The following is a 19,357-nucleotide window of genomic DNA, read 5'->3' on the forward strand; positions in this document are numbered from 1 at the left end:
TGATGGAAATGAAAGCAGTATTGGTTAATAGAAGGGTACTATTTACTACAATCATGAAAATTAGAAATCATTTTTAGAAAATAGAACCCGCTCTATTAATCATTTTAATGTATATTAGAATCGGTTGAGTGTTTTACCACAAGTTTATTATATAATTTACATATCTAAAAGGACTCTCCTATTCTAAGATACAGTTTTCATCTTAATTCCAATTATAAAGCCACAATTGTCCGTCCTGTTGTTTTACCAGCAAGCATCGCTTCAAAAACATGATCTAATTCTTCTAACGTAACTTCTTGAATAGATTCATTTTGGAAAATAGTGGGCTTTAAGTCTGTTGCTAATCGATGCCAAGCGTCTGTTCGTTCTTTCATTGAACACGTAACAGAATCAATGCCTAACCAGTTAACCCCTCTACCGATAAATGGAAATACAGTAGTTTGGACATTTGTTCCTGCTGTAAAACCACTAGTTGCAACAGATCCACCACGTTTTAAAGTGTTGAGAATATATGATAATGTATTTCCACCTACTGGATCAACTGCGCCAGCCCATTTTGCTTTCTGTGGTGAGGAAGGAGCTTCTTCTTGTAAATCTTGACGGTTAACTACCTCACTTGCTCCGATTTGTAATAAATATTGTTTTTTATCATCTTTTCCGGTCCCTGCAATTACTTCATAACCGAGATTAGATAGCATATTGACAGCTAGACTACCGACTCCTCCTGTAGCTCCTGGAACAACAACTGGTCCTTGGTCGGGGGTTAATCCATTATTTTCTAACTTCTGAATAGATAAAGCAGCCGTTAAACCAGCTGTTCCAAGTATCATAGCCTCTTTTAATGTAAGTCCATCGGGTAAAGGAATCACCCATTCACTAGGTATTCTTGCTACCTGTGCATAGCCACCATGATGGCCAGTTCCTATACGATAGCTTGTTGCAATTACGGCTTGTCCTTTTTGGAACGAAGGATTGTTAGATTCCCTTACAGTTCCTGCTAAATCAATACCAGGTATTAAAGGAGATGTTTCAGCTAAAGAACCATCTTTAACAACATACGCATCTTTATAATTCACGCTAGAATATGCAACGTCAATCCAAATATCGCCATCTTGCCAATAAGCTTCTTCTAAATTTTCTATTTTATGGTGTAAGCTATTTTCTTCTTTGTATAAAACAAATGCTTTATAACTCATCATGACTCACTCCTTTATAGGTATTACAAAAAGAATAATATAAAATAACCACTTCAATCAATTTATTCGATTTACGACAAATTTCTTCATTGTCAATAGTAATCATAGTATAATAACTTTTGTGTGCACAGAGGGAGTGTTGAGTATGATACGAACAATTGGAATATATGTTTATGCGTCCTTACTGGTTATAGGAACTATCTTTAAATTACAAAAAGTGAAAAACTTGGCTGCGACTGGACTTGCTTTAGAAAAAAAGGATGAGATATTTGCAACTCCAAAAATAGTATCTCAAAAAGTTATTGCCAAAACAGGAACAGATGTGAAGGTAGAAGGGCTGCAAAAAGTACCATCAGGACCAGTTTTGTTTGTAGCAAATCACCAAGGAATATTTGATATATTGGCTTTCTTAGGATATCTTGAGCGTCCAGTTGGCTTTATTGCGAAAAAGGAAATAAAAAAGATTCCGATAATCTCTACATGGATGGAATTTGTTCATTGTGTTTTTATAGATCGTACAGATCGCAGGCAATCTATGAAGGCGATTCAACAGGGAATAGAAAATTTAAAAAATGGAAATTCTATGTTGATATTTCCAGAGGGGACGAGAAGTAAGGGAAGAGAAGTGAACAATTTTAAAGCTGGAAGTTTTCGTCTAGCTACGAAATCAAAGGTTCCTATTGTTCCAGTTAGTATTGATGGAACTTATCAAATGTTAGAAGAAGATGGTGGGAGAATGAAAAAATCTTCTATTCAAATTGTTATCGATGATCCAATTATGCCAGAACAATATGAGAAAATGAAAAGCGCAGAAATTGCTAGTAATGTAGAGAGTATCATTAGAAAAAGGTTAAATGACAAATAGATGAATAACATTTGGAGAAACACTTTTGAACGGAAGGTATTCCTTTTATTTTGAAAGTGTTTTTTGTATGGAATAGTCTTGAATAAGGGTAAAATAAAAAAGATTAGGGAATACGGTTAATATAAGCAATGTAGAAATGAGGTGTTAAGTAATGGTGCAAGGGTCGGTAAATTTAAATATCGAGAGAGGTAAAGAGTGGTTACAAGATTATGTTGACAATTGGGTAAATTTTTATCAGAAACAAACGGATGAAGGTAAAGTAGCTAATTACATACCAAGACTTGAACATGCTGATCCTAATACTTTAGGTATTTCTATAATTGGTAAGAATGGTACTATCATTCGTTCTGGAGATACAGATTCGGAGTTTTCCATTCAAAGTATATCGAAAGTGTTAAGTTTTATTGTAGCATGCATGGAAAGAGGTCTTACATATGTCCTTCAAAGAGTAGATGTAGAACCGACTGGAGAATCTTTTAATTCGATTATGCATTTAGAAATCAACCAACCAAAAAAACCATTTAATCCACTAGTTAATTCGGGAGCAATAACAATTTCTTCTTTGTTAAAAGGAAAAACATCTGATCAAAAATTAGAGCCCTTATATCAATTATTAGAAAAAATACTCGGACATCGGCCTGAAATTGATGTAGACGTATATGTTTCCGAACGAGATACTTCCATGCGAAATAGAGCAATTGGATACTATCTACTGGAAGAAGGATACCTGGAGTCTGATTTGAGTATTACATTGGAAACATATTTTAAACACTGTTCATTAAACGTTACAGTCGATGACTTGGCAATGATTGGCTTAGTATTATCAAACGATGGAATACATCCGAACACAGATGAAACTCTAATTCCAAAACAAATTGCTCGAGTCGCAAAATCATTGATGCTTACATGTGGAATGTATGATGCATCTGGAAAGTTTGCTTCCTATGTAGGTATTCCTGCAAAAAGTGGCGTGTCTGGAGGAATACTTGCAGTAGTCCCACCAAGAGTTCGTGAACAGGATCTACCATTTATAGAAGGATGTGGCATTGGAGTATTTGGCCCAGCATTGGATAAACAAGGGAATAGCATTGCGGGCATTAAACTGCTGCGACATATAGCAAATCAATGGGATTTAAGTCTATTTTAAGGGAGGGGTAATCTTTGTGCGGTAGATATACGTTATTAGCAGATGAATTAGCGATTAAAGAAGCATTTGGACTACAGCAATCGTTAGATTTTTATGAGCCTAGCTATAATATAGCTCCTGGGCAGAAAGTATTGTCGATTATACATGATGGTAAAGAGCGTCGTGCTGGTTATATGAAATGGGGATTGGTGCCTTCTTGGGCAAAAGATCCAAAAATTGGATATAAGATGATAAACGCCCGAAGTGAAACTGTACATGAAAAGCCAAGTTTCAAACGATTACTTTCTTCAAAAAGATGTTTAATTATTGCAGATAGTTTCTATGAGTGGAAGAAAAAATTGGATAAAAAACAACCGATGCGTATTCAGCTAGAAAATAAAGACGTCTTTGCATTTGCAGGGTTATGGGATAAATGGCAAGGCGATGAAGAACCTTTATTTACTTGCACTATTTTAACAAGGCAAGCGAATCAAGATATGCAAGAACTTCACCATAGAATGCCTGTTATTTTGCCTAAAGCTAGAGAAGAAGAGTGGATAGAGCCTAAAAGCCATAATTCTGTAGATTGGAAGTACTGGCTTGATTATGAAAAGCAAGATAGGTTAATACATTATCCTGTTAGTACACATGTGAATAATGCTAAAAACAATGATGAAAAATGTATTTCGGCCATCATAGAAGAGTAAATGAAGTAAGAAAAAAATAAGAGAGATTGAGACAAAGTATTTACCCAAAAGATAAATCCTCCTATAAGAGCAGTATATTTTTTACGCTTGTAATTATCGTCTGTCTTTTGAGCAAACAGATTAGTTATGTCCCCATCTCTCTTATTAAAAGTGGAAAAATGATTCTTTATCCAGTTCTTTTTGCTTGTTGTTTTTCTTCTTTGGCAACCTTCATAAATCGTTTAGTTTCATAAACTACAACTCCAGATAAACCGAGAAGACCGATAATATTCGGTACAGCCATTAGAGCATTAAATATATCTGACATTAGCCATACTATGTCGATTACTTCAACTGCTCCATAGAATACAATCAGAACAAAAATCAATCGATAGGCTTTCATTGCATTTTGATTCTTAAATAAGTATCCAAAACATTTTTCTCCGTAATAAGACCATCCTACAAGTGTGGAAAACGCGAAGAATACAATCGAAATGGTTACAATATGTTCTCCAAATCCACCTAAGAAGTATGCAAATGATGCCCCAGTTAAGGAAGCTCCATCAGCTCCAGTACCGTACATGTCGGCCATCACGATAGTAATACCCGTAATGGAACAAACAATAATCGTATCGATAAATACTTGTGTCATTGATACCAAAGCTTGTCTACCAGGATAGTCTGTCTTGGCAGCAGCAGCTGCAATCGGCGCAGAACCAAGTCCAGCTTCATTAGAGAAAACACCACGTGCTACTCCATATCGAATTACGGTTCCTAAAATTCCTCCGCCCACAGCACTACCGGTAAATGCATCTGTTAAGATAAGGTTAACTGCGGCTGGAATTAAATCAAAGTTCATAACCATGATGGTAAGCCCACCAAACACATAAATAACAGCCATAATTGGTACGAAAAATGAAGTAACTTTTCCGATAGTTTTAATTCCTCCAAGTACAACAAGTGCAGTAAGAACAGTTAGTACAAGTCCTGTTACCCATGTAGGGATGGAAAATGATGTTTGTAACGCATCTGAGACTGAGTTGGACTGTACCATATTCCCGATACCAAATGCTGCAATGGAACCAAATATAGCGAAAATAACACCTAACCATTTTAAATTTAATCCACGTTCTAAGTAATACATTGGACCACCGGCCATTTTGCCGTTATCATCAGTGACTCGATATTTAACTGCTAATATTGCTTCTGAATATTTGGTGGCCATCCCAAATATAGCAGTTATCCACATCCAAAAAACTGCACCGGGTCCTCCGGCAACGACTGCGGTTGCAACCCCAACGATATTACCAGTTCCAATCGTTGCAGCCATAGCAGTTGTTAATGCTTGATAGTGACTAATATCACCTTTAGATTTCTTATCTTGTTTTTGTGGGCTAAATGCTAATCTTAAAGCATACGGTAGCGCCCGAATTTGCAGGAATCCAAGTCTAAATGTGAGATAAAGCCCTGCTCCAACGATTAGTATTAATGTTGGTGGACCCCACACAAATGAACTTACCTCTTCTAAAAACTCTATCAAATTACTAGCCCCCTCTTTTTTTATATAGTATATAATATTTCGAATATTTGGTTGGATGTCAAGAGGAAATTTAATACATTTTATATTATTTATCGAAATTTACATGTATTTGCTTATCAAATCTAGTCGCTTATAATAGAATAAAAAGAGAAAGAGGTGGAAATCGTTGATACGTGTTTTATTTGTTTGTCTTGGAAATATTTGTCGTTCCCCAATGGCAGAAGCCATTTTCAGACATATGCTTGAAAACGAAAATTTATCTCCATTTATTCAAGTAGACTCTGCAGGAATAGGAAATTGGCATACCGGTAAACAACCACATAGTGGAACTAGAAACATCCTGGATCGTGAGGGAATCTCATATAGAAATTCATATGCAAGGCAGATCGAGAAGGATGACTGGAAAAATTTTGATTATATTATTGTTATGGATGAGCAGAATATAAAGGACTTGGAAAAGATACAATCAAAAAAAGGTCCTGTTATGGGTCGTTTACTCGAATTTGTGGAAAGTTCTCAAGTGATTAATGTTCCAGATCCTTTTTTTAGTGGGAATTTTGAATACGCGTATCAACTTATATTAAGTGGATGTCAACATTTACTTCAATTTTTGAAAGAATACCATCAATTAAACGAAGAAGGAGAGATGAATCATGGGTAAACGTAAAATTTTACTTGGAATGGTAGTTGGGGCAGTTGCAGGTGGAGCAACAGCATTAATAGATAAGGATGCAAGAGATTATGCAAAGAAAAAGTTAGTATTAGCTAAAGCGACTTCATCTTACTATACAAGTCATCCATCTGAAGCAATTAACGGTATTAAGCAAACGGTTGATAAATTGAATAATGCTGTGGCAAGTGGATCTTCCAATGCTATCAACGCTTTAGAGCAAGTAGAACAAACATTAGATAAAGTTACGAATAAAACAGGGCGAAAAGAAATAGAGTAATACAAGAACAGATGATAGGGGGAGAGAGATACATTGGAGAGTTGGATTAGCCTAGGCAAGAAATTTTATCAACGAATAGAAGAGGTTGATGTATTTGGTTTGGCAGCACAACTTGCTTATTTCTTTTTGTTATCTTTATTCCCTTTTCTATTGTTTTTACTTAATCTAATCGCCTATCTGCCAATTGATATTAATCTTATTATGGAGACGATCGGAACCTTTGCCCCTGAACAAGTAATACAGTTAATTTCTACAAACTTAGATACATTAACTGAGCAAAATACCGGTCTTTTATCAATTAGTATATTAGGTACCTTATGGGCAGCTTCAAATGGTGTTAATGCAATAACAAGAGCTTTTAATAGTTCCTATCGTATAGAAACGGAGCGATCATTCTTTACGACAAGATTAATTTCTATTGTATTAACAGTTGGTATGGTTATCATCATTTTATTAGCTTTATTGTTGCCTGTATTTGGAAGAATGATCGGTATTTATATATTTTCTATGTTTGGGTTTACAACTGGATTTATCGAAGTTTGGGAGACATTAAGATGGATTATATCCTCTGCTATTTTCTTTATCGTTTTATTATTTCTGTACAAGCTTGCCCCTCATAAACGTATTTCATTTTCAGAAGTGGTATGGGGTACAGCATTTGCTACTTTATCTTGGCAATTAGTATCATGGGGCTTTTCTTTTTATGTGAATAATTTAGGAAATTATTCGGCCACTTACGGAAGTTTGGGAACCGTAATTGTTTTAATGATATGGTTTTATTTATTTGGGATTATTATCATTACAGGTGGAGCATTAAATGCTTTTATACAAGATCAACGAAAAAAGAATCATTAAATAATATGAAGCCAGAGGAGAATGAAATGTATTTTTCTTTGGCTTTTTTAATATCATAAAATCTGTTATACAATTTATAGTTGTGAAAAATTATACAGTTTATATTAATTGTTTTACACATAGTTATTATCTGTTATAATAATTTTCAGATTCGTATTATAACAATAGGGGAAGGGTGAAAGAAATGAAGAAAGTAATGTTAAGCTTATTTATATTCATGTTTATTCTGCTTTTAGCTGCGTGTGGAACAAATGAAGAAACCGAAGAAACACCGGAGAATAGTAAAAGTGATGAAACTGTATCTGATGAACGATGGGAAAGTGTTCAACAATCTGGTGAACTTGTAGTCGGAACATCAGGGACACTAATAGCGGCGTCTTATTATGATGAACAAGATGAATTAACAGGTTACGATGTAGAAATTATGAAAGAGATTGCAAAACGATTAGATTTAGAAATTAAATTTGAAATTATGGGCATAGACAGTATGTTACCAGCTGTTCAAAGCGGAAGAATAGATTTAGCGGCAAATGATATCGAAATCACGGATAAGCGTAAGGGACAATTTAATTTCAGTGAACCATATAAGTACTCTTATGCAACAATGGCAGTTCGTGAGTCAGATAATTCTGGAATAGAAAGTTTAGAGGATTTAGAAGGGAAGAAAGCTGGTGGTGGTGCTACCACTATTTATAGCCAAATTGCAGAACATTATGGAGCAGAAGTAGTTACTTATGGTAATGCACCAAATGAAGCGTATTTAAGTGATGTAAGTAATGGAAGAACAGATGTAGTGATCAACGACTATTACTTAACCAAATTCGGGGTAGCTGCTTTTCCTGATTTTGATTTACACTTACATCCAACGATTAAATTCCATCCTAGTCAACAAGGCGTTATCATGCCAAAAGACGCAGATAAAATGACAGAAGAAATTAACAACGTACTTCAAGAAATGAGAGAAGATGGAACTTTAAGCGAACTAGCGAAAGAATTTTATGAAGAAGATGCATCTGTAGAACCGAACGAAGAGATTGAAGAAATTGATGGGTTAGATTTGTAAAAGGCGCTAAAAGATGAATATTATATTAATGACAAAGTTGTTTAATATTTTTGATGTTGACCTTGCTTTACGAAATTTACCATTCATTTTAGAGGGATTACCTTATACTATCATGATTGCTATAGCAGGTATGGCAATTGGATTAGTTTTTGGCTTATTTCTCGCCTTGGCGAGAGATTCAAAAACATTCCTATTACGTTGGCCATCTAGAATTTATATCTCCTTTATGCGGGGTACGCCAATGCTTGTCTTTCTCTTTATTATATATTTTGGTTTGCCTTATATAGGGATTGAATTATCGGCGATAGCAGCTGCAATTCTAGGGTTCGGTCTTAATAGTGCTGCCTATATTGCGGAAATTAATCGTTCATCATTAAATAGTGTCGATAGAGGACAATGGGAATCAGCAAAAGCGCTTAATATGACTTATTGGCATACATTACGAAAAATTATTTTGCCGCAAGCAACAAGAATAGCCATTCCACCGTTGACCAATGTTTTTATGGATATCGTGAAGGCGACATCGTTAACTGCAGTAATAACTGTACCAGAGCTTTTCCAAAAGGCACAGATTGTTACAGGTAGAGAATTCGATGCGATGACAGTGTATATTTTAGTTGCTTTAATTTATTGGCCGATTTGTATTTTGATTGGAATGCTTCAAGAAAGATTAGAAAAAAGATATAGCGTATATGTATCTAAATAAAAGAGCGAGGTTGAGACAAAATATAATTATGTTTCTACCTCGCTCTTTGTATTTCTTATGCTATTAAATACCATTTTTGAATTCAATGCATAGTTTTACTATCTTCAGAAAAAAATAGAAAAAAACGAAAGGAAGGTAATTATGCTTAATAACATTAGTGCGAGCTACTTGTTTATCGCAGTATTATTTTCATCACTCACCTTTCCTCAACTTGCAGTAGCTGAAGATGACTCGAAAGAAAATGAAGACTCAGCCGTCCCTAGTCATGTACTTGATATTTCCAAAGAAAATACTTATCCTAATTCTACAGAAGATCAGGAAGTAATTGAACCAAGCGATTGGACAATAGAAATACTGGAGGATGTTGAAATTCCAATTGAAAATCCAGAGTTAATAAAAATTTTAAATGAAAGCTCTATAAAACCCTCTCCAATTGCCATAGGTTATCGTGGGATGGTTTACTTAGGAAGATGGCCACTAAATTACCAATCAGAAGAATCGAATATTAACTGGGAATACCAAGAAATTAATGTGAATGAAATGAATAACATTGGTGGAAATGAAGTTCAAAATATGAACTATATTCAGCAACAGGAAAAAGAAGTAAAAGGAGCTCTTACCAATAAAATAAGCAATCCCAATGATGTGAAAAAAATGATGTTGTTAAAATCGAAGGAAAAGACGAAGCTTCCCCTGTCATATAATACTATTTTTGGACAAAGTACAAAGTTAACTAATTCCTATTCTGTACCTAGCCAAAAACATGGAACATTACAAGCTTTTGCACCAGCAGTAAATGAAAAAGGACAGGTTACTTTTGGGGAAGTATATATCGAATTAAAAGGATCGAATAAATCAATAAAAATCAAAAATGTCACGAAACAAGGAATAGGAGCTTGGATACCTATTCAAGACCACGTTTCTTTCTCATTTAATGTCAAATAACTATGGAGAGCTGTCTAAAGGGCGGCTTTTTGTTATTAGATGAAGCTTTCCTAATCACCAAGTTCCGTAAGTTCTATTTTAAATCGTATATTAATGTTAGATTATCGGAAAGCTTTATTAGATTGTAATGCAGGACGGTGACACCTACTCAGAAGAGGCTTGAAAATCCACTAGAATAGAGGTTTTTTCCTAGTTAGTTGAATCCTTGTGCGTATGTAATGGAAATCAGACAGCGCTACATTCGGATTTTATACCGAATATCTTAAATATAAATTGATTTATATAAATTAATATTAAAAAAGGGGTTGAATTTTATCCTTTAATACTTTATCATGATGAAGTAATAAAGAGATGAGAATGGTGGGGAAGTACAATGGAATGGGTTGTTATAGTATCAGTATTAGTAATGACGATATTATGTTTGCTCAGGTTCAATGTAATACTGTCTATTATTGTAGCAGCAATTACGGCAGGATTACTTTCTGGTTTAAATATAAGTGATTCAATTAAAATGATGGTAGAAGGAATGGGAGGCGCTGCAAATACAGCTCTAAGTTATATTCTTTTAGGAGCTTTTGCGGTTGCGATTAGTTACACAGGAATAACAAGTTTATTAGTCAACTTTATTATTCGCATATTAACGGGTAAAAAGACAATGATGTTACTCGCATTAGCTGGAGTTGCATCACTTTCACAAAATCTAGTTCCGGTGCATATTGCTTTTATTCCTATCCTAATTCCACCTTTATTAAAAGTATTTGATAAGATGAGAATGGATAGGCGTGCGGTAGCAATTACACTAACTTTTGGTTTAAAAGCTCCTTATATAATGATACCTGCTGGTTATGGTTTGATTTTCCACGGATTAATTATTGATGGATTACAAAATAATGGTGCAGAAATCACAACGAATCAAACAACGATGGCTATGTTAGTTCCTGGATTAGGGATGGTGGTTGGACTATTAATAGCGATATTTATTACGTATCGAAAAGATAAAGAACCAAAAGAAGCTCGAGAAGATGTATCTACTAATGTAGCTACCCAAACAGATTCGAATATTACTTTTGAGAAAAAGCATGTTTTTACATTAGTAGCCATAGTGTTAGCATTAATTGTTCAAATTATATTTGATAACCTAATACTAGGTGCGTTAACTGGTCTAGTAGCTTTACTTTTATTTGTTGTTATACCTTTTAAAGAAATGGACCGTGTGATGACAGATGGAATTACAATGATGGGGACAATTTCATTTGTAATTCTTGTAGCATCTGGATTTGCAAATGTATTGGAACAAACTGGGGCAGTGCAGTCTTTAGTAGAAGTAACCTCACAATCATTAGGTGATAATCAAGCATTAATTGCGTTGGTGCTATTGATACTAGGATTATTTATTACCATAGGAATTGGTACTTCTTTTGGTACTATTCCAATAATCGCAGCTTTATTTGTTCCTATATGTATTGCTGCAGGTTTTTCACCAATGGCAACAGCGGCACTTGTTGGTACAGCGGGAGCTCTTGGAGATGCTGGATCACCAGCTTCGGATAGTACGTTAGGCCCTACTTCGGGCTTAAATGCAGATGGAAAGCATAACCATATTTGGGACACATGCGTACCAACGTTCTTGCATTATAATATTCCATTATTTATATTCGGATGGATAGCTGCAATGGTTCTATAATGAATAAAAAAATATGAAACAGGATAAGGTAAGAAAAAACATAGGTGGGGATTGTATGAAAAAAACAATATCTTTACTCGTTTTTCTTGCCTTTTTTTATGTGCTATTACCATTAAACACGGTTCATGCTTACGGGTGGGGTTATAGTAAAAATTCTAATCATGAAATACCGGATATAGGTTCATATCAAGCATTATTAGATGAGTATAATGCATATTATGTAGATGATTCGGGAGAAAAAGTTTTATATGTAACGTTTGATAATGGTTATGAACAAGGATATACGGATGAAATTCTTGATGTTTTAAAGGAAGAAAAAGTACCTGCAACATTTTTTGTAACTGGTCATTATGTTAAGAGTAAACCAGATTTAATAAAACGTATGGTGAATGAAGGACATATCATTGGAAATCATTCCTATCACCATCCAGATTTTACTATTATGAACAAACAAGCAATACAAAAAGAAGTAGAAGATTTGGAAAATGCAGTGGCAGAAGTTAGTGATCAGAAAGAAATGATGTATTTGCGCCCCCCAAGAGGAGTATTTAATGAAGATACATTAAAATGGACAAATGAATTAGGGTTAGTTCATATCTTTTGGTCACTTGCTTTTATTGACTGGAATACAGATGGACAAAAAGGTTGGCAATATGCGTATGATCAAATAATGGATCAAATACATCCTGGGGCAATCATTTTACTTCATGCAGTATCATCAGATAATGCAAAAGCATTGAAACAGGTAGTTAAAGATTTAAAAGAGGAAGGATACACATTTAAAAGCCTGGATCATTTAATGTTAAAAAATCAATTACCACAAGGTTTTCCTATGTTTTAAAATGGGAATAATAATATTGTAGAAGGAAAAGGAGCTGTTTCATTTACGGCTCCTTTTGTGTATATTTTTTTATTAGTCAAAGGTCAAACTTTTTATAAAAAAATTTGACTAAAATACTTGAAAGTCAAAAAAGGTCAGAGTATAATGAAACTATAGTCAAAGATAGTCAAAGTCAAAAATAGTTGTGACGGTATATAGGCGTTTGTCATAAATTAAAACCAACAGGCTATCTTAACTATAAATAGAGGAGGAATGAGAAATGAAATGTCAAAACTGTGGTCAAAATGATGCAACGATAAATGCACAAATGCAGATGAATAATCAACGAATGGAAATTCATCTATGCCATGAATGTTTCCAAGATATTCAAGGAAATATGATGAACTCTGACTTTTTCTCTAATTCTCCATTCGGCAATATGGATCAAGCATTTGCCAATAACTTTTCACAAGGAAATGGTGGAAGTACTACTGGTACACGCACCAAACAAAAAGCAAATAAAGGCAATGGCCTCATTGATCAGTTAGCAAAAAACCTAACTGACCAAGCGAGATCAGGAAATGTAGATTCTGTCATTGGTAGAGATAAAGAAATTAAAAGAGTTACGGAAACATTAAATAGAAGAAATAAGAACAACCCAGTTCTTATTGGTGAACCAGGTGTTGGTAAAACTGCAATTGCAGAAGGACTAGCAGTAAATATAGTAGAAGGAAATGTTCCAGCTAAATTAATGAATAAAGAAATTTATTTATTAGATGTAGCTTCTTTAGTTGCAAATACTGGAGTTCGAGGTCAATTTGAAGAAAGAATGAAGAAGTTAATTGAAGAATTACAATCAAGAAAAGATGTTATCTTGTTCATTGATGAAATTCATTTAATCGTTGGAGCTGGAACAGCAGAAAGTTCACAGATGGATGTTGGTAACTTATTAAAACCAGCATTAGCACGTGGAGATCTACAAATCATCGGTGCAACCACACTTAAAGAATATCGACAAATAGAAAAAGACGCTGCACTTGAACGACGCTTGCAGCCAATTATGGTAAACGAACCATCTTTTGAAGATGCAGTAACCATATTGGAAGGCATCAAGGAGCGTTACGAAAAATTCCATGAAGTTCGTTATTCTGAAGAAGTTATTCGTGCATTTGTAAACTTATCAAGTAGATATATTCAAGACCGTCATTTACCTGATAAAGCTATCGATTTAATGGATGAAGTAGGTTCTAGATTGAATTTATCTAATGCACAGAAAGACTCTGACACGCTTGAACAACAACTTAATGAAATTATTAAGAAAAAACAAGAAGCTGCTGATGTAGAGGATTATGAAAAAGCAGCAAATTTAAGATATCAAGAAATTCAATTGCAAAAACAATTAGATAAAGTTGAAGAAGGCGAAAAAGTCTTAGATGTGGATATCAGTGATATTGAGTTAATTGTAGAAGAGAAGACTGGTATTCCAGTAACAAAAATGCAAAAAGATGAACAAGAAAAAATGAAAAACTTATCTGACCAACTAAGTCAGAAAGTGATCGGCCAGAACGAAGCGGTGCAAAAAGTAGCGAAAGCAATTCGTCGTAGTCGTGCAGGCTTAAAAGCAAAACAACGTCCAATTGGTTCATTCTTATTTGTGGGACCTACAGGAGTTGGTAAAACGGAACTTACGAAAGTATTAGCTGAGGAACTATTTGGTTCTAGAGATGCAATGGTTAGACTAGATATGAGTGAGTATATGGAAAAACATGCTGTCTCTAAAATAATTGGTTCACCGCCAGGTTATGTAGGACATGAAGAAGCTGGTCAGCTTACTGAGCGAATTCGTCGTAATCCATATTCTATTCTATTGTTAGATGAGATTGAAAAAGCTCATCCAGATGTACAAAATATGTTCTTGCAGATTATGGAAGATGGTCAATTGACTGACTCTCAAGGTAGAAAAGTAAGCTTTAAAGATACAGTTATTATCATGACAAGTAACGCTGGTACTGGTGTAAAACAGGTTAATGTTGGTTTTAATCGAGAAGCACATGAATCTGTGTCTACACTAGAAAATCTAAGCCAATACTTCAAACCAGAATTTTTAAATCGATTTGATGCTATTGTTAACTTCCATGAGTTAGCGGAAGAAGACTTACTACAGATTGTTGATCTTATGTTGTCTGAATTAGAAGAGGCAATAAAAGAAAATAAAATGACAATAACTATCTCCAATGAAGCAAAACAGCAATTGGTTAAATTAGGATATGATACTCGTTTTGGAGCGCGTCCTTTACGTCGTGTTATTCAAGATAAAATTGAAGACCCATTAACTGATTTAATTCTCGAAGGAGAAGGTATAAGTTCCATTCATGTCGATGTTAAAGGGAATGAAATTGTAATAGATAAAGCATCTTAAAGATGAGCAATATATTAACGCTAAGCCAAATTGGCTTAGCGTTTTTTTATGAAATTATACTCTAATCCTTTTTCGTTTAGAAATTATTTATGTTCCCAAAAATGAACCGAGACCAGCCATGGAAGATAAAAGTCAATTATGTACCCAAGATGAGGAGCGCCGTTTCAGAAGGGACACAAATAATACTGCAATAAAACAATTACTACTTCTGCTTTCAATAGAATAATTTAACCTAAATTATATTAATTTCCATTTTACTCTCTTCATAACATGGTTCATACAGGTTAACACTAATACAAATAAGTTTAGAAGGTGTTAATTGATGAAAAGACAGCTATGGATAATAATATTACTGCCTTTTATATTATTTGTAGATCCTGCATCTATATATGCAGGTCAAGCTCCTGGCATGCGAGTTCATTTTATTGATGTTGGTCAAGGCGATAGCATATTAATTGAAACACCGCTTGATAGAACAATTTTAATTGATGGTGGCCCACCTGATGCGGGAGAGAAAGTAGTTAATTATATAAAAAAACAAAAAATTAATCAAATCGACGTACTTATTTCAACCCATCCTGATATTGATCATATAGGTGGGTTATTAAAAGTATTGGATTCTGTAGAGGTAGGAGAGGCTTATGATACTGGGAAATTGCACCCTACAAAGACATTTGCTAATTACATCAACAAATTACGCGAACTTGAAATACCTGTACACTTAGCAGAAAAAGACGTACCAATTGAAGTGGATCCAATGATTGAATTAGATGTGTGGAATAGCTATCACCGCTTTAGTACGAATAATGAATCCTCCATCGTATTAAAATTAACGTACGGTGATATGGATATGCTTCTGATGAGTGACGTGGGAAAGGCTCAAGAAAGACAAATTATGAAGGATTATGATATTCAAGCTGAGGTAATTAAGGTGGGACATCATGGTTCAAAAACTAGTTCATCTTTGAAGTTTTTACAAGAAGTCAGTCCAGATATCTCTATACTCACATATAGCAAAGAAAATAGATATGGCCACCCAGTTAAACGAGTAATAGAAAATTTATATTCAGTAAAATCTGCTATATACTCAACGGCCGCACTTGGCAACATTGTGTTAGAAACTGATGGAAATTCAATGGTTATAACTCCAGAAGAAAATCCAATACAAAAGTTTATAAGAGAATCTATAGGATAACAGATTCATATTAATTTACATTATTATACAAAAGTGATATCATAATAATATAAATATAATATGAAAAGGTGATGTCATGATACAAGAAAGGAAAGCATGGAGTTTAAATGGTATTGTTGGTTTAGGACTTATTATTGCACTAATTGCATTTGGAGCCTTTGCATTCATTCAGCAGCAATTCATTATTGGGATATTTCTTGTGTTAATTGCAGCTTGTTTGATTAGTGGAATAACGATCGTACAGCCGAATCAATCAATTGTAGTAATATTTTTAGGTAAGTATATGGGGACTGTTCGAAGAGAAGGAATTGTCATAACTATCCCTTTTTCTGTAAGAAGAACAATTTCATTACGTGTTCGTAACTTTAATAGTAATCGGCTAAAAGTTAATGATGTAAATGGTAATCCTATCGAAATTGCAGCAGTTGTTGTATTTAAAGTGGTAGATGCTGCTAAAGCGGTTTTTGATGTTGACCAATACGAACAATTTGTAGAAATCCAAAGTGAAACTGCGATTCGAGCAGTTGCGACAACATACCCTTATGATTCATTTGAAGATAATGACTTAACTTTAAGAGGTAATGCAGACGAGGTTTCGAATGAATTGACACAAGAATTACAAGAGCGTTTGAAAGTAGCAGGTGTAGAAGTAATTGAAGCAAGACTAACGCATTTAGCCTACTCTACAGAAATCGCCCAAGCGATGTTACAGCGTCAACAAGCAAGTGCAATTATTTCGGCTAGAAAACAAATTGTAGATGGAGCAGTAGGTATGGCACAAGATGCAGTTGCTCGTTTAGAGAGAGATGGCATCGTTGATTTGGATGATGAAAGACGTGTAGCAATGATTAACAATTTACTTGTTTCCATTGTTTCCGATCAAGGGACGCAACCTGTGGTGAATACAGGTTCCTTGTATCAATAAGTAGGGTTATTTATGCCAAAAAAAAAGAACTTTCCTTTACGCATTGATCCAGAACTCTACGATGTATTACAAAAATGGGCGCAAGATGAATTTCGAAGCGTAAATAGCCACGTAGAATTTTTACTGCGAGAATCTACAAAACGAGCTGGAAGATTACCCAAAAAACAAGATAAAAAAATAGGTGAAGACTAAGGCAAAGCGTATGCTTTGTCCTTTTTTTGTGCAAAAAACATATTGCTCACTTTATTTAAATAAGGTTTGACTTTTATAGACCTGTGTTATATAGTTAGTTACATAAGTAATTAACCAATTAAGGAATGAACTAAAAATGAGAAAAGAACTGGATGAAAATAAACCTATATTTTTGCAAATAAAAGATCACGTGGAAGACTCAATTATGGATGATTCCTATAAATCTGGAGACCGAGTACCTTCCACAAATGAATTTGCCGCCTTTTATCAAATTAATCCTGCTACTGCAGGTAAAGGTATAAATGAATTGGTGGCAGAGGGAATTTTGGTGAAAAGGAGAGGAGTAGGCATGTTTGTAACAGAATCAGCCAAAGATATTGTAATCGAAAAAAGAAAGCAAACGTTTTATGACCACTATATGCTTCCATTAAAACACGAAGCAAAAAAACTTCGTATGCGTGAAGATGAAATATTGGAAATGTGGAAAAGGGAGGATAATTTTAATGAAGATTGAAGTAAACAACCTTAGTAAGAAGTATGGCGAGAAGTATGCTTTAGATAATGTCTCTTTTACACTAGAAAAAAATAAGATCTATGGCTTACTAGGTAGAAATGGGGCTGGGAAAACAACATTTATGGATATTCTCAGTGGCCAAATCCTCGCAACTAGTGGGGAAATTAAATTAGACGGAGAAAGCCCGTTTGATAAGCAAAAGCTAACGGAATCAATCTGTTTAGTTAAAGAATCAAATAACTTTCCAAAAGAAATTACTATCAAAGACGTGCTTAAAATATTCTCCTTTTTTTATCCTGACTGGGATCAAGATTTTGCGGAACAACTCCTGGGAGAGTTTAATTTAACAAAAAAATTAAAAGTAAAAACATTATCAAAAGGAATGGAGTCTGCATTAGGAATCACTGTAGGTTTAGCAAGTAGAGCTCCGATTACTGTCTTTGATGAACCATATATCGGGATGGATGCTCCATCGCGAAAACGATTTTATGAGCTGCTTTTAGAGGATTATCAAGTATATCCAAGAACGTTTATATTTTCTACTCACTTAATTGATGAAGTTAGTTTAATGTTTGAAGAAGTATTAATTTTGCGAGAAGGTACGTTAGCTTTACAAGAGGATTCTGAAGTATTGAGGGATAAGACAGTAGCTGTTACAGGTCCAACAACTAAGGTAGATGCTTATTTACAAGGAAAAGAAGTAATTGAAAGAAAAGATTTGGCTGGCAACTCGATGGCATATACGTACGGTACAAAAGAAGAAGCAATGGCAGCCGGATTACAAGTGGAAGGAGTTCCTATTCAGGAATTAATGATTCACTTAACAGAAAGGAAAGGGGCATAGAAGATGAATAATCAAGTCAAAGGGCTATTGTATTATTATACCCAAGATTTAATGCGACATGGTAAGATATTTTGGACGATTTTAATTGCGATGCTGATCGTTTTGAGTTTTCTTGCTTACTTTTTAATTGATGTAGGTGCGACTGAGTTTTACTGGATGATGCCATTTGCGACCTACACGAATGTTTGCATTATAGCATTTCAAAGTGTGAAAAAGGATATACCATTTGGTTTAAAAATGGGAGCAATCCGTAATAATATTTTTCTTAGTTATTTTTATTTCTTTTTAGGTTATTCTTTGTTTATGGCGATTGCAGGAAACACATTACAACTGGTTACAGAGGGTATGCATCATTTATTCGGGGTATCTAACTTTATCTTTTCCCATCCAGCAATGTTACTGACAGATAACTGGTTAACACGAACTATTATTGATACCTTTTTTATGTTCTTTCTTATGGCATTATTATTTTTAGTAGGTTTGATTTTTTATCGATCCGGATTAATTGGTGGTGGACTATTCTTAGCAGCATTCTTAGTAGTATCCTTATACGGACTATTTGATGGTTGGTTAATCGATGCTTTTGCAAATATATTACCAGATGCTTCAATACTAACATTCTTTATCTTATTCCTTATTGGGATAGTACTGTATATGTTTAGCTATCTATTTATAAAAAGAATGACGGTTGTTCAAAAAGTATAATGAAGAGCTTAGATAATAAAAAGTGTTGCTAAAAGATATATGTGGGAGTAATACACTTACTTCAAGCTGATGAAGCTAAATCTTTAGTGGATAATATTGGAGGATATTGCTCAATAATATTCGATTT

General features: G+C 34.4%; 20 protein-coding genes. 18 read left to right on the forward strand and 2 right to left on the reverse strand.

Going from position 1 to position 19,357, the window contains the following annotated elements:
• Nucleotides 1-212: 212 nt before the first annotated feature.
• A complete protein-coding gene (locus C794_RS04890) occupies nt 213-1,196 on the reverse strand; it encodes an NADPH:quinone oxidoreductase family protein (protein WP_017796018.1) in 984 nt (327 codons plus the stop codon).
• Between the two features lie 145 nt (nt 1,197-1,341).
• Here C794_RS04890 and C794_RS04895 point away from each other — a divergent pair, with 145 nt between their 5' ends.
• The 3 genes from C794_RS04895 to C794_RS04905 all read left to right on the forward strand — a co-directional run bounded on the left by C794_RS04895 (nt 1,342) and on the right by C794_RS04905 (nt 3,894).
• Nucleotides 1,342-2,061, forward strand: coding sequence for a lysophospholipid acyltransferase family protein (locus tag C794_RS04895; RefSeq protein ID WP_017796019.1), 720 nt, complete (start codon nt 1,342-1,344; stop codon nt 2,059-2,061).
• Between the two features lie 151 nt (nt 2,062-2,212).
• Nucleotides 2,213-3,208, forward strand: a complete 996-nt coding sequence (locus C794_RS04900; protein WP_017796020.1) for a glutaminase — start codon at nt 2,213-2,215, stop codon at nt 3,206-3,208.
• Nucleotides 3,209-3,222: 14 nt separating this feature from the next.
• Nucleotides 3,223-3,894, forward strand: coding sequence for an SOS response-associated peptidase (locus tag C794_RS04905; protein ID WP_017796021.1), 672 nt, complete (start codon nt 3,223-3,225; stop codon nt 3,892-3,894).
• Nucleotides 3,895-4,060: 166 nt separating this feature from the next.
• Here the strand turns inward: C794_RS04905 and C794_RS04910 are convergent, their stop codons facing one another.
• Nucleotides 4,061-5,413 carry an alanine/glycine:cation symporter family protein gene (locus C794_RS04910; RefSeq protein WP_017796022.1) on the reverse strand — a complete coding sequence of 451 codons (1,353 nt, stop codon included), beginning with the start codon at nt 5,411-5,413 and terminating at the stop codon, nt 4,061-4,063.
• A 166-nt stretch (nt 5,414-5,579) separates the two neighbouring features.
• Here C794_RS04910 and C794_RS04915 point away from each other — a divergent pair, with 166 nt between their 5' ends.
• From C794_RS04915 to C794_RS04985, 15 genes are all read left to right on the forward strand, one after another.
• Nucleotides 5,580-6,074 carry a low molecular weight protein-tyrosine-phosphatase gene (locus tag C794_RS04915; protein ID WP_017796023.1) on the forward strand — a complete coding sequence of 165 codons (495 nt, stop codon included), beginning with the start codon at nt 5,580-5,582 and terminating at the stop codon, nt 6,072-6,074.
• On the forward strand, nt 6,067-6,363 hold the full coding sequence (locus C794_RS04920; protein WP_017796024.1) for a hypothetical protein: 297 nt from the start codon (nt 6,067-6,069) through the stop codon (nt 6,361-6,363). Before C794_RS04915 ends, C794_RS04920 begins: the two co-directional genes overlap by 8 nt.
• 33 nt (nt 6,364-6,396) lie before the next feature.
• Entirely contained in the window at nt 6,397-7,218 is an 822-nt protein-coding gene (locus tag C794_RS04925) for a YihY/virulence factor BrkB family protein (RefSeq protein WP_017796025.1), read from the forward strand.
• Between the two features lie 184 nt (nt 7,219-7,402).
• Nucleotides 7,403-8,281 carry a transporter substrate-binding domain-containing protein gene (locus tag C794_RS04930; RefSeq protein WP_017796026.1) on the forward strand — a complete coding sequence of 293 codons (879 nt, stop codon included), beginning with the start codon at nt 7,403-7,405 and terminating at the stop codon, nt 8,279-8,281.
• Nucleotides 8,282-8,294: 13 nt separating this feature from the next.
• Nucleotides 8,295-8,987, forward strand: coding sequence for an amino acid ABC transporter permease (locus tag C794_RS04935; protein ID WP_017796027.1), 693 nt, complete (start codon nt 8,295-8,297; stop codon nt 8,985-8,987).
• 141 nt (nt 8,988-9,128) lie between these two features.
• Nucleotides 9,129-9,932, forward strand: coding sequence for a YfkD famly protein (locus tag C794_RS04940; RefSeq protein ID WP_017796028.1), 804 nt, complete (start codon nt 9,129-9,131; stop codon nt 9,930-9,932).
• A 373-nt stretch (nt 9,933-10,305) separates the two neighbouring features.
• Nucleotides 10,306-11,616, forward strand: coding sequence for a Na+/H+ antiporter family protein (locus C794_RS04945; protein WP_017796029.1), 1,311 nt, complete (start codon nt 10,306-10,308; stop codon nt 11,614-11,616).
• 55 nt (nt 11,617-11,671) lie between these two features.
• Complete coding sequence (gene pdaA, locus C794_RS04950; protein ID WP_017796030.1) at nt 11,672-12,457, forward strand: delta-lactam-biosynthetic de-N-acetylase; 786 nt, start codon at nt 11,672-11,674, stop codon at nt 12,455-12,457.
• A 259-nt stretch (nt 12,458-12,716) separates the two neighbouring features.
• On the forward strand, nt 12,717-14,855 hold the full coding sequence (locus C794_RS04955; protein WP_017796031.1) for an ATP-dependent Clp protease ATP-binding subunit: 2,139 nt from the start codon (nt 12,717-12,719) through the stop codon (nt 14,853-14,855).
• Between the two features lie 322 nt (nt 14,856-15,177).
• Entirely contained in the window at nt 15,178-16,050 is an 873-nt protein-coding gene (locus tag C794_RS04960) for a ComEC/Rec2 family competence protein (protein ID WP_017796032.1), read from the forward strand.
• A gap of 76 nt (nt 16,051-16,126) precedes the next feature.
• Complete coding sequence (locus C794_RS04965; RefSeq protein WP_017796033.1) at nt 16,127-16,975, forward strand: SPFH domain-containing protein; 849 nt, start codon at nt 16,127-16,129, stop codon at nt 16,973-16,975.
• 12 nt (nt 16,976-16,987) lie between these two features.
• On the forward strand, nt 16,988-17,167 hold the full coding sequence (locus tag C794_RS04970) for a type II toxin-antitoxin system antitoxin (RefSeq protein WP_017796034.1): 180 nt from the start codon (nt 16,988-16,990) through the stop codon (nt 17,165-17,167).
• A gap of 136 nt (nt 17,168-17,303) precedes the next feature.
• Nucleotides 17,304-17,681, forward strand: coding sequence for a GntR family transcriptional regulator (locus C794_RS04975; protein ID WP_017796035.1), 378 nt, complete (start codon nt 17,304-17,306; stop codon nt 17,679-17,681).
• The gene (locus C794_RS04980) at nt 17,671-18,525 is read left to right on the forward strand and encodes an ABC transporter ATP-binding protein (RefSeq protein WP_017796036.1); all 855 of its coding nucleotides are present in this window, start codon (nt 17,671-17,673) and stop codon (nt 18,523-18,525) included. The genes C794_RS04975 and C794_RS04980 overlap by 11 nt, the downstream gene beginning before the upstream one ends.
• Nucleotides 18,526-18,528: 3 nt before the next feature.
• A complete protein-coding gene (locus tag C794_RS04985) occupies nt 18,529-19,230 on the forward strand; it encodes a hypothetical protein (protein WP_017796037.1) in 702 nt (233 codons plus the stop codon).
• The last annotated feature ends 127 nt before the right edge of the window (nt 19,231-19,357 follow it).

Source organism: Oceanobacillus kimchii X50, assembly GCF_000340475.1.
GTDB lineage: Bacteria > Bacillota > Bacilli > Bacillales > Amphibacillaceae > Oceanobacillus > Oceanobacillus kimchii.

Excerpts from the sequence above, each read along its gene's own strand:
- C794_RS04890 (WP_017796018.1), bottom strand. The coding sequence starts at position 1,196 with ATGAGTTATAAAGCATTTGTTTTATACAAAGAAGAAAATAGCTTACAC.
- C794_RS04895 (WP_017796019.1), top strand. The coding sequence starts at position 1,342 with ATGATACGAACAATTGGAATATATGTTTATGCGTCCTTACTGGTTATA.
- C794_RS04900 (WP_017796020.1), top strand. The coding sequence starts at position 2,213 with ATGGTGCAAGGGTCGGTAAATTTAAATATCGAGAGAGGTAAAGAGTGG.
- C794_RS04920 (WP_017796024.1), top strand. The coding sequence starts at position 6,067 with ATGGGTAAACGTAAAATTTTACTTGGAATGGTAGTTGGGGCAGTTGCA.
- C794_RS04930 (WP_017796026.1), top strand. The coding sequence starts at position 7,403 with ATGAAGAAAGTAATGTTAAGCTTATTTATATTCATGTTTATTCTGCTT.
- C794_RS04935 (WP_017796027.1), top strand. The coding sequence starts at position 8,295 with ATGAATATTATATTAATGACAAAGTTGTTTAATATTTTTGATGTTGAC.
- C794_RS04940 (WP_017796028.1), top strand. The coding sequence starts at position 9,129 with ATGCTTAATAACATTAGTGCGAGCTACTTGTTTATCGCAGTATTATTT.
- C794_RS04945 (WP_017796029.1), top strand. The coding sequence starts at position 10,306 with ATGGAATGGGTTGTTATAGTATCAGTATTAGTAATGACGATATTATGT.
- pdaA (WP_017796030.1), top strand. The coding sequence starts at position 11,672 with ATGAAAAAAACAATATCTTTACTCGTTTTTCTTGCCTTTTTTTATGTG.
- C794_RS04955 (WP_017796031.1), top strand. The coding sequence starts at position 12,717 with ATGAAATGTCAAAACTGTGGTCAAAATGATGCAACGATAAATGCACAA.
- C794_RS04960 (WP_017796032.1), top strand. The coding sequence starts at position 15,178 with ATGAAAAGACAGCTATGGATAATAATATTACTGCCTTTTATATTATTT.
- C794_RS04965 (WP_017796033.1), top strand. The coding sequence starts at position 16,127 with ATGATACAAGAAAGGAAAGCATGGAGTTTAAATGGTATTGTTGGTTTA.
- C794_RS04970 (WP_017796034.1), top strand. The coding sequence starts at position 16,988 with ATGCCAAAAAAAAAGAACTTTCCTTTACGCATTGATCCAGAACTCTAC.
- C794_RS04975 (WP_017796035.1), top strand. The coding sequence starts at position 17,304 with ATGAGAAAAGAACTGGATGAAAATAAACCTATATTTTTGCAAATAAAA.
- C794_RS04980 (WP_017796036.1), top strand. The coding sequence starts at position 17,671 with ATGAAGATTGAAGTAAACAACCTTAGTAAGAAGTATGGCGAGAAGTAT.
- C794_RS04985 (WP_017796037.1), top strand. The coding sequence starts at position 18,529 with ATGAATAATCAAGTCAAAGGGCTATTGTATTATTATACCCAAGATTTA.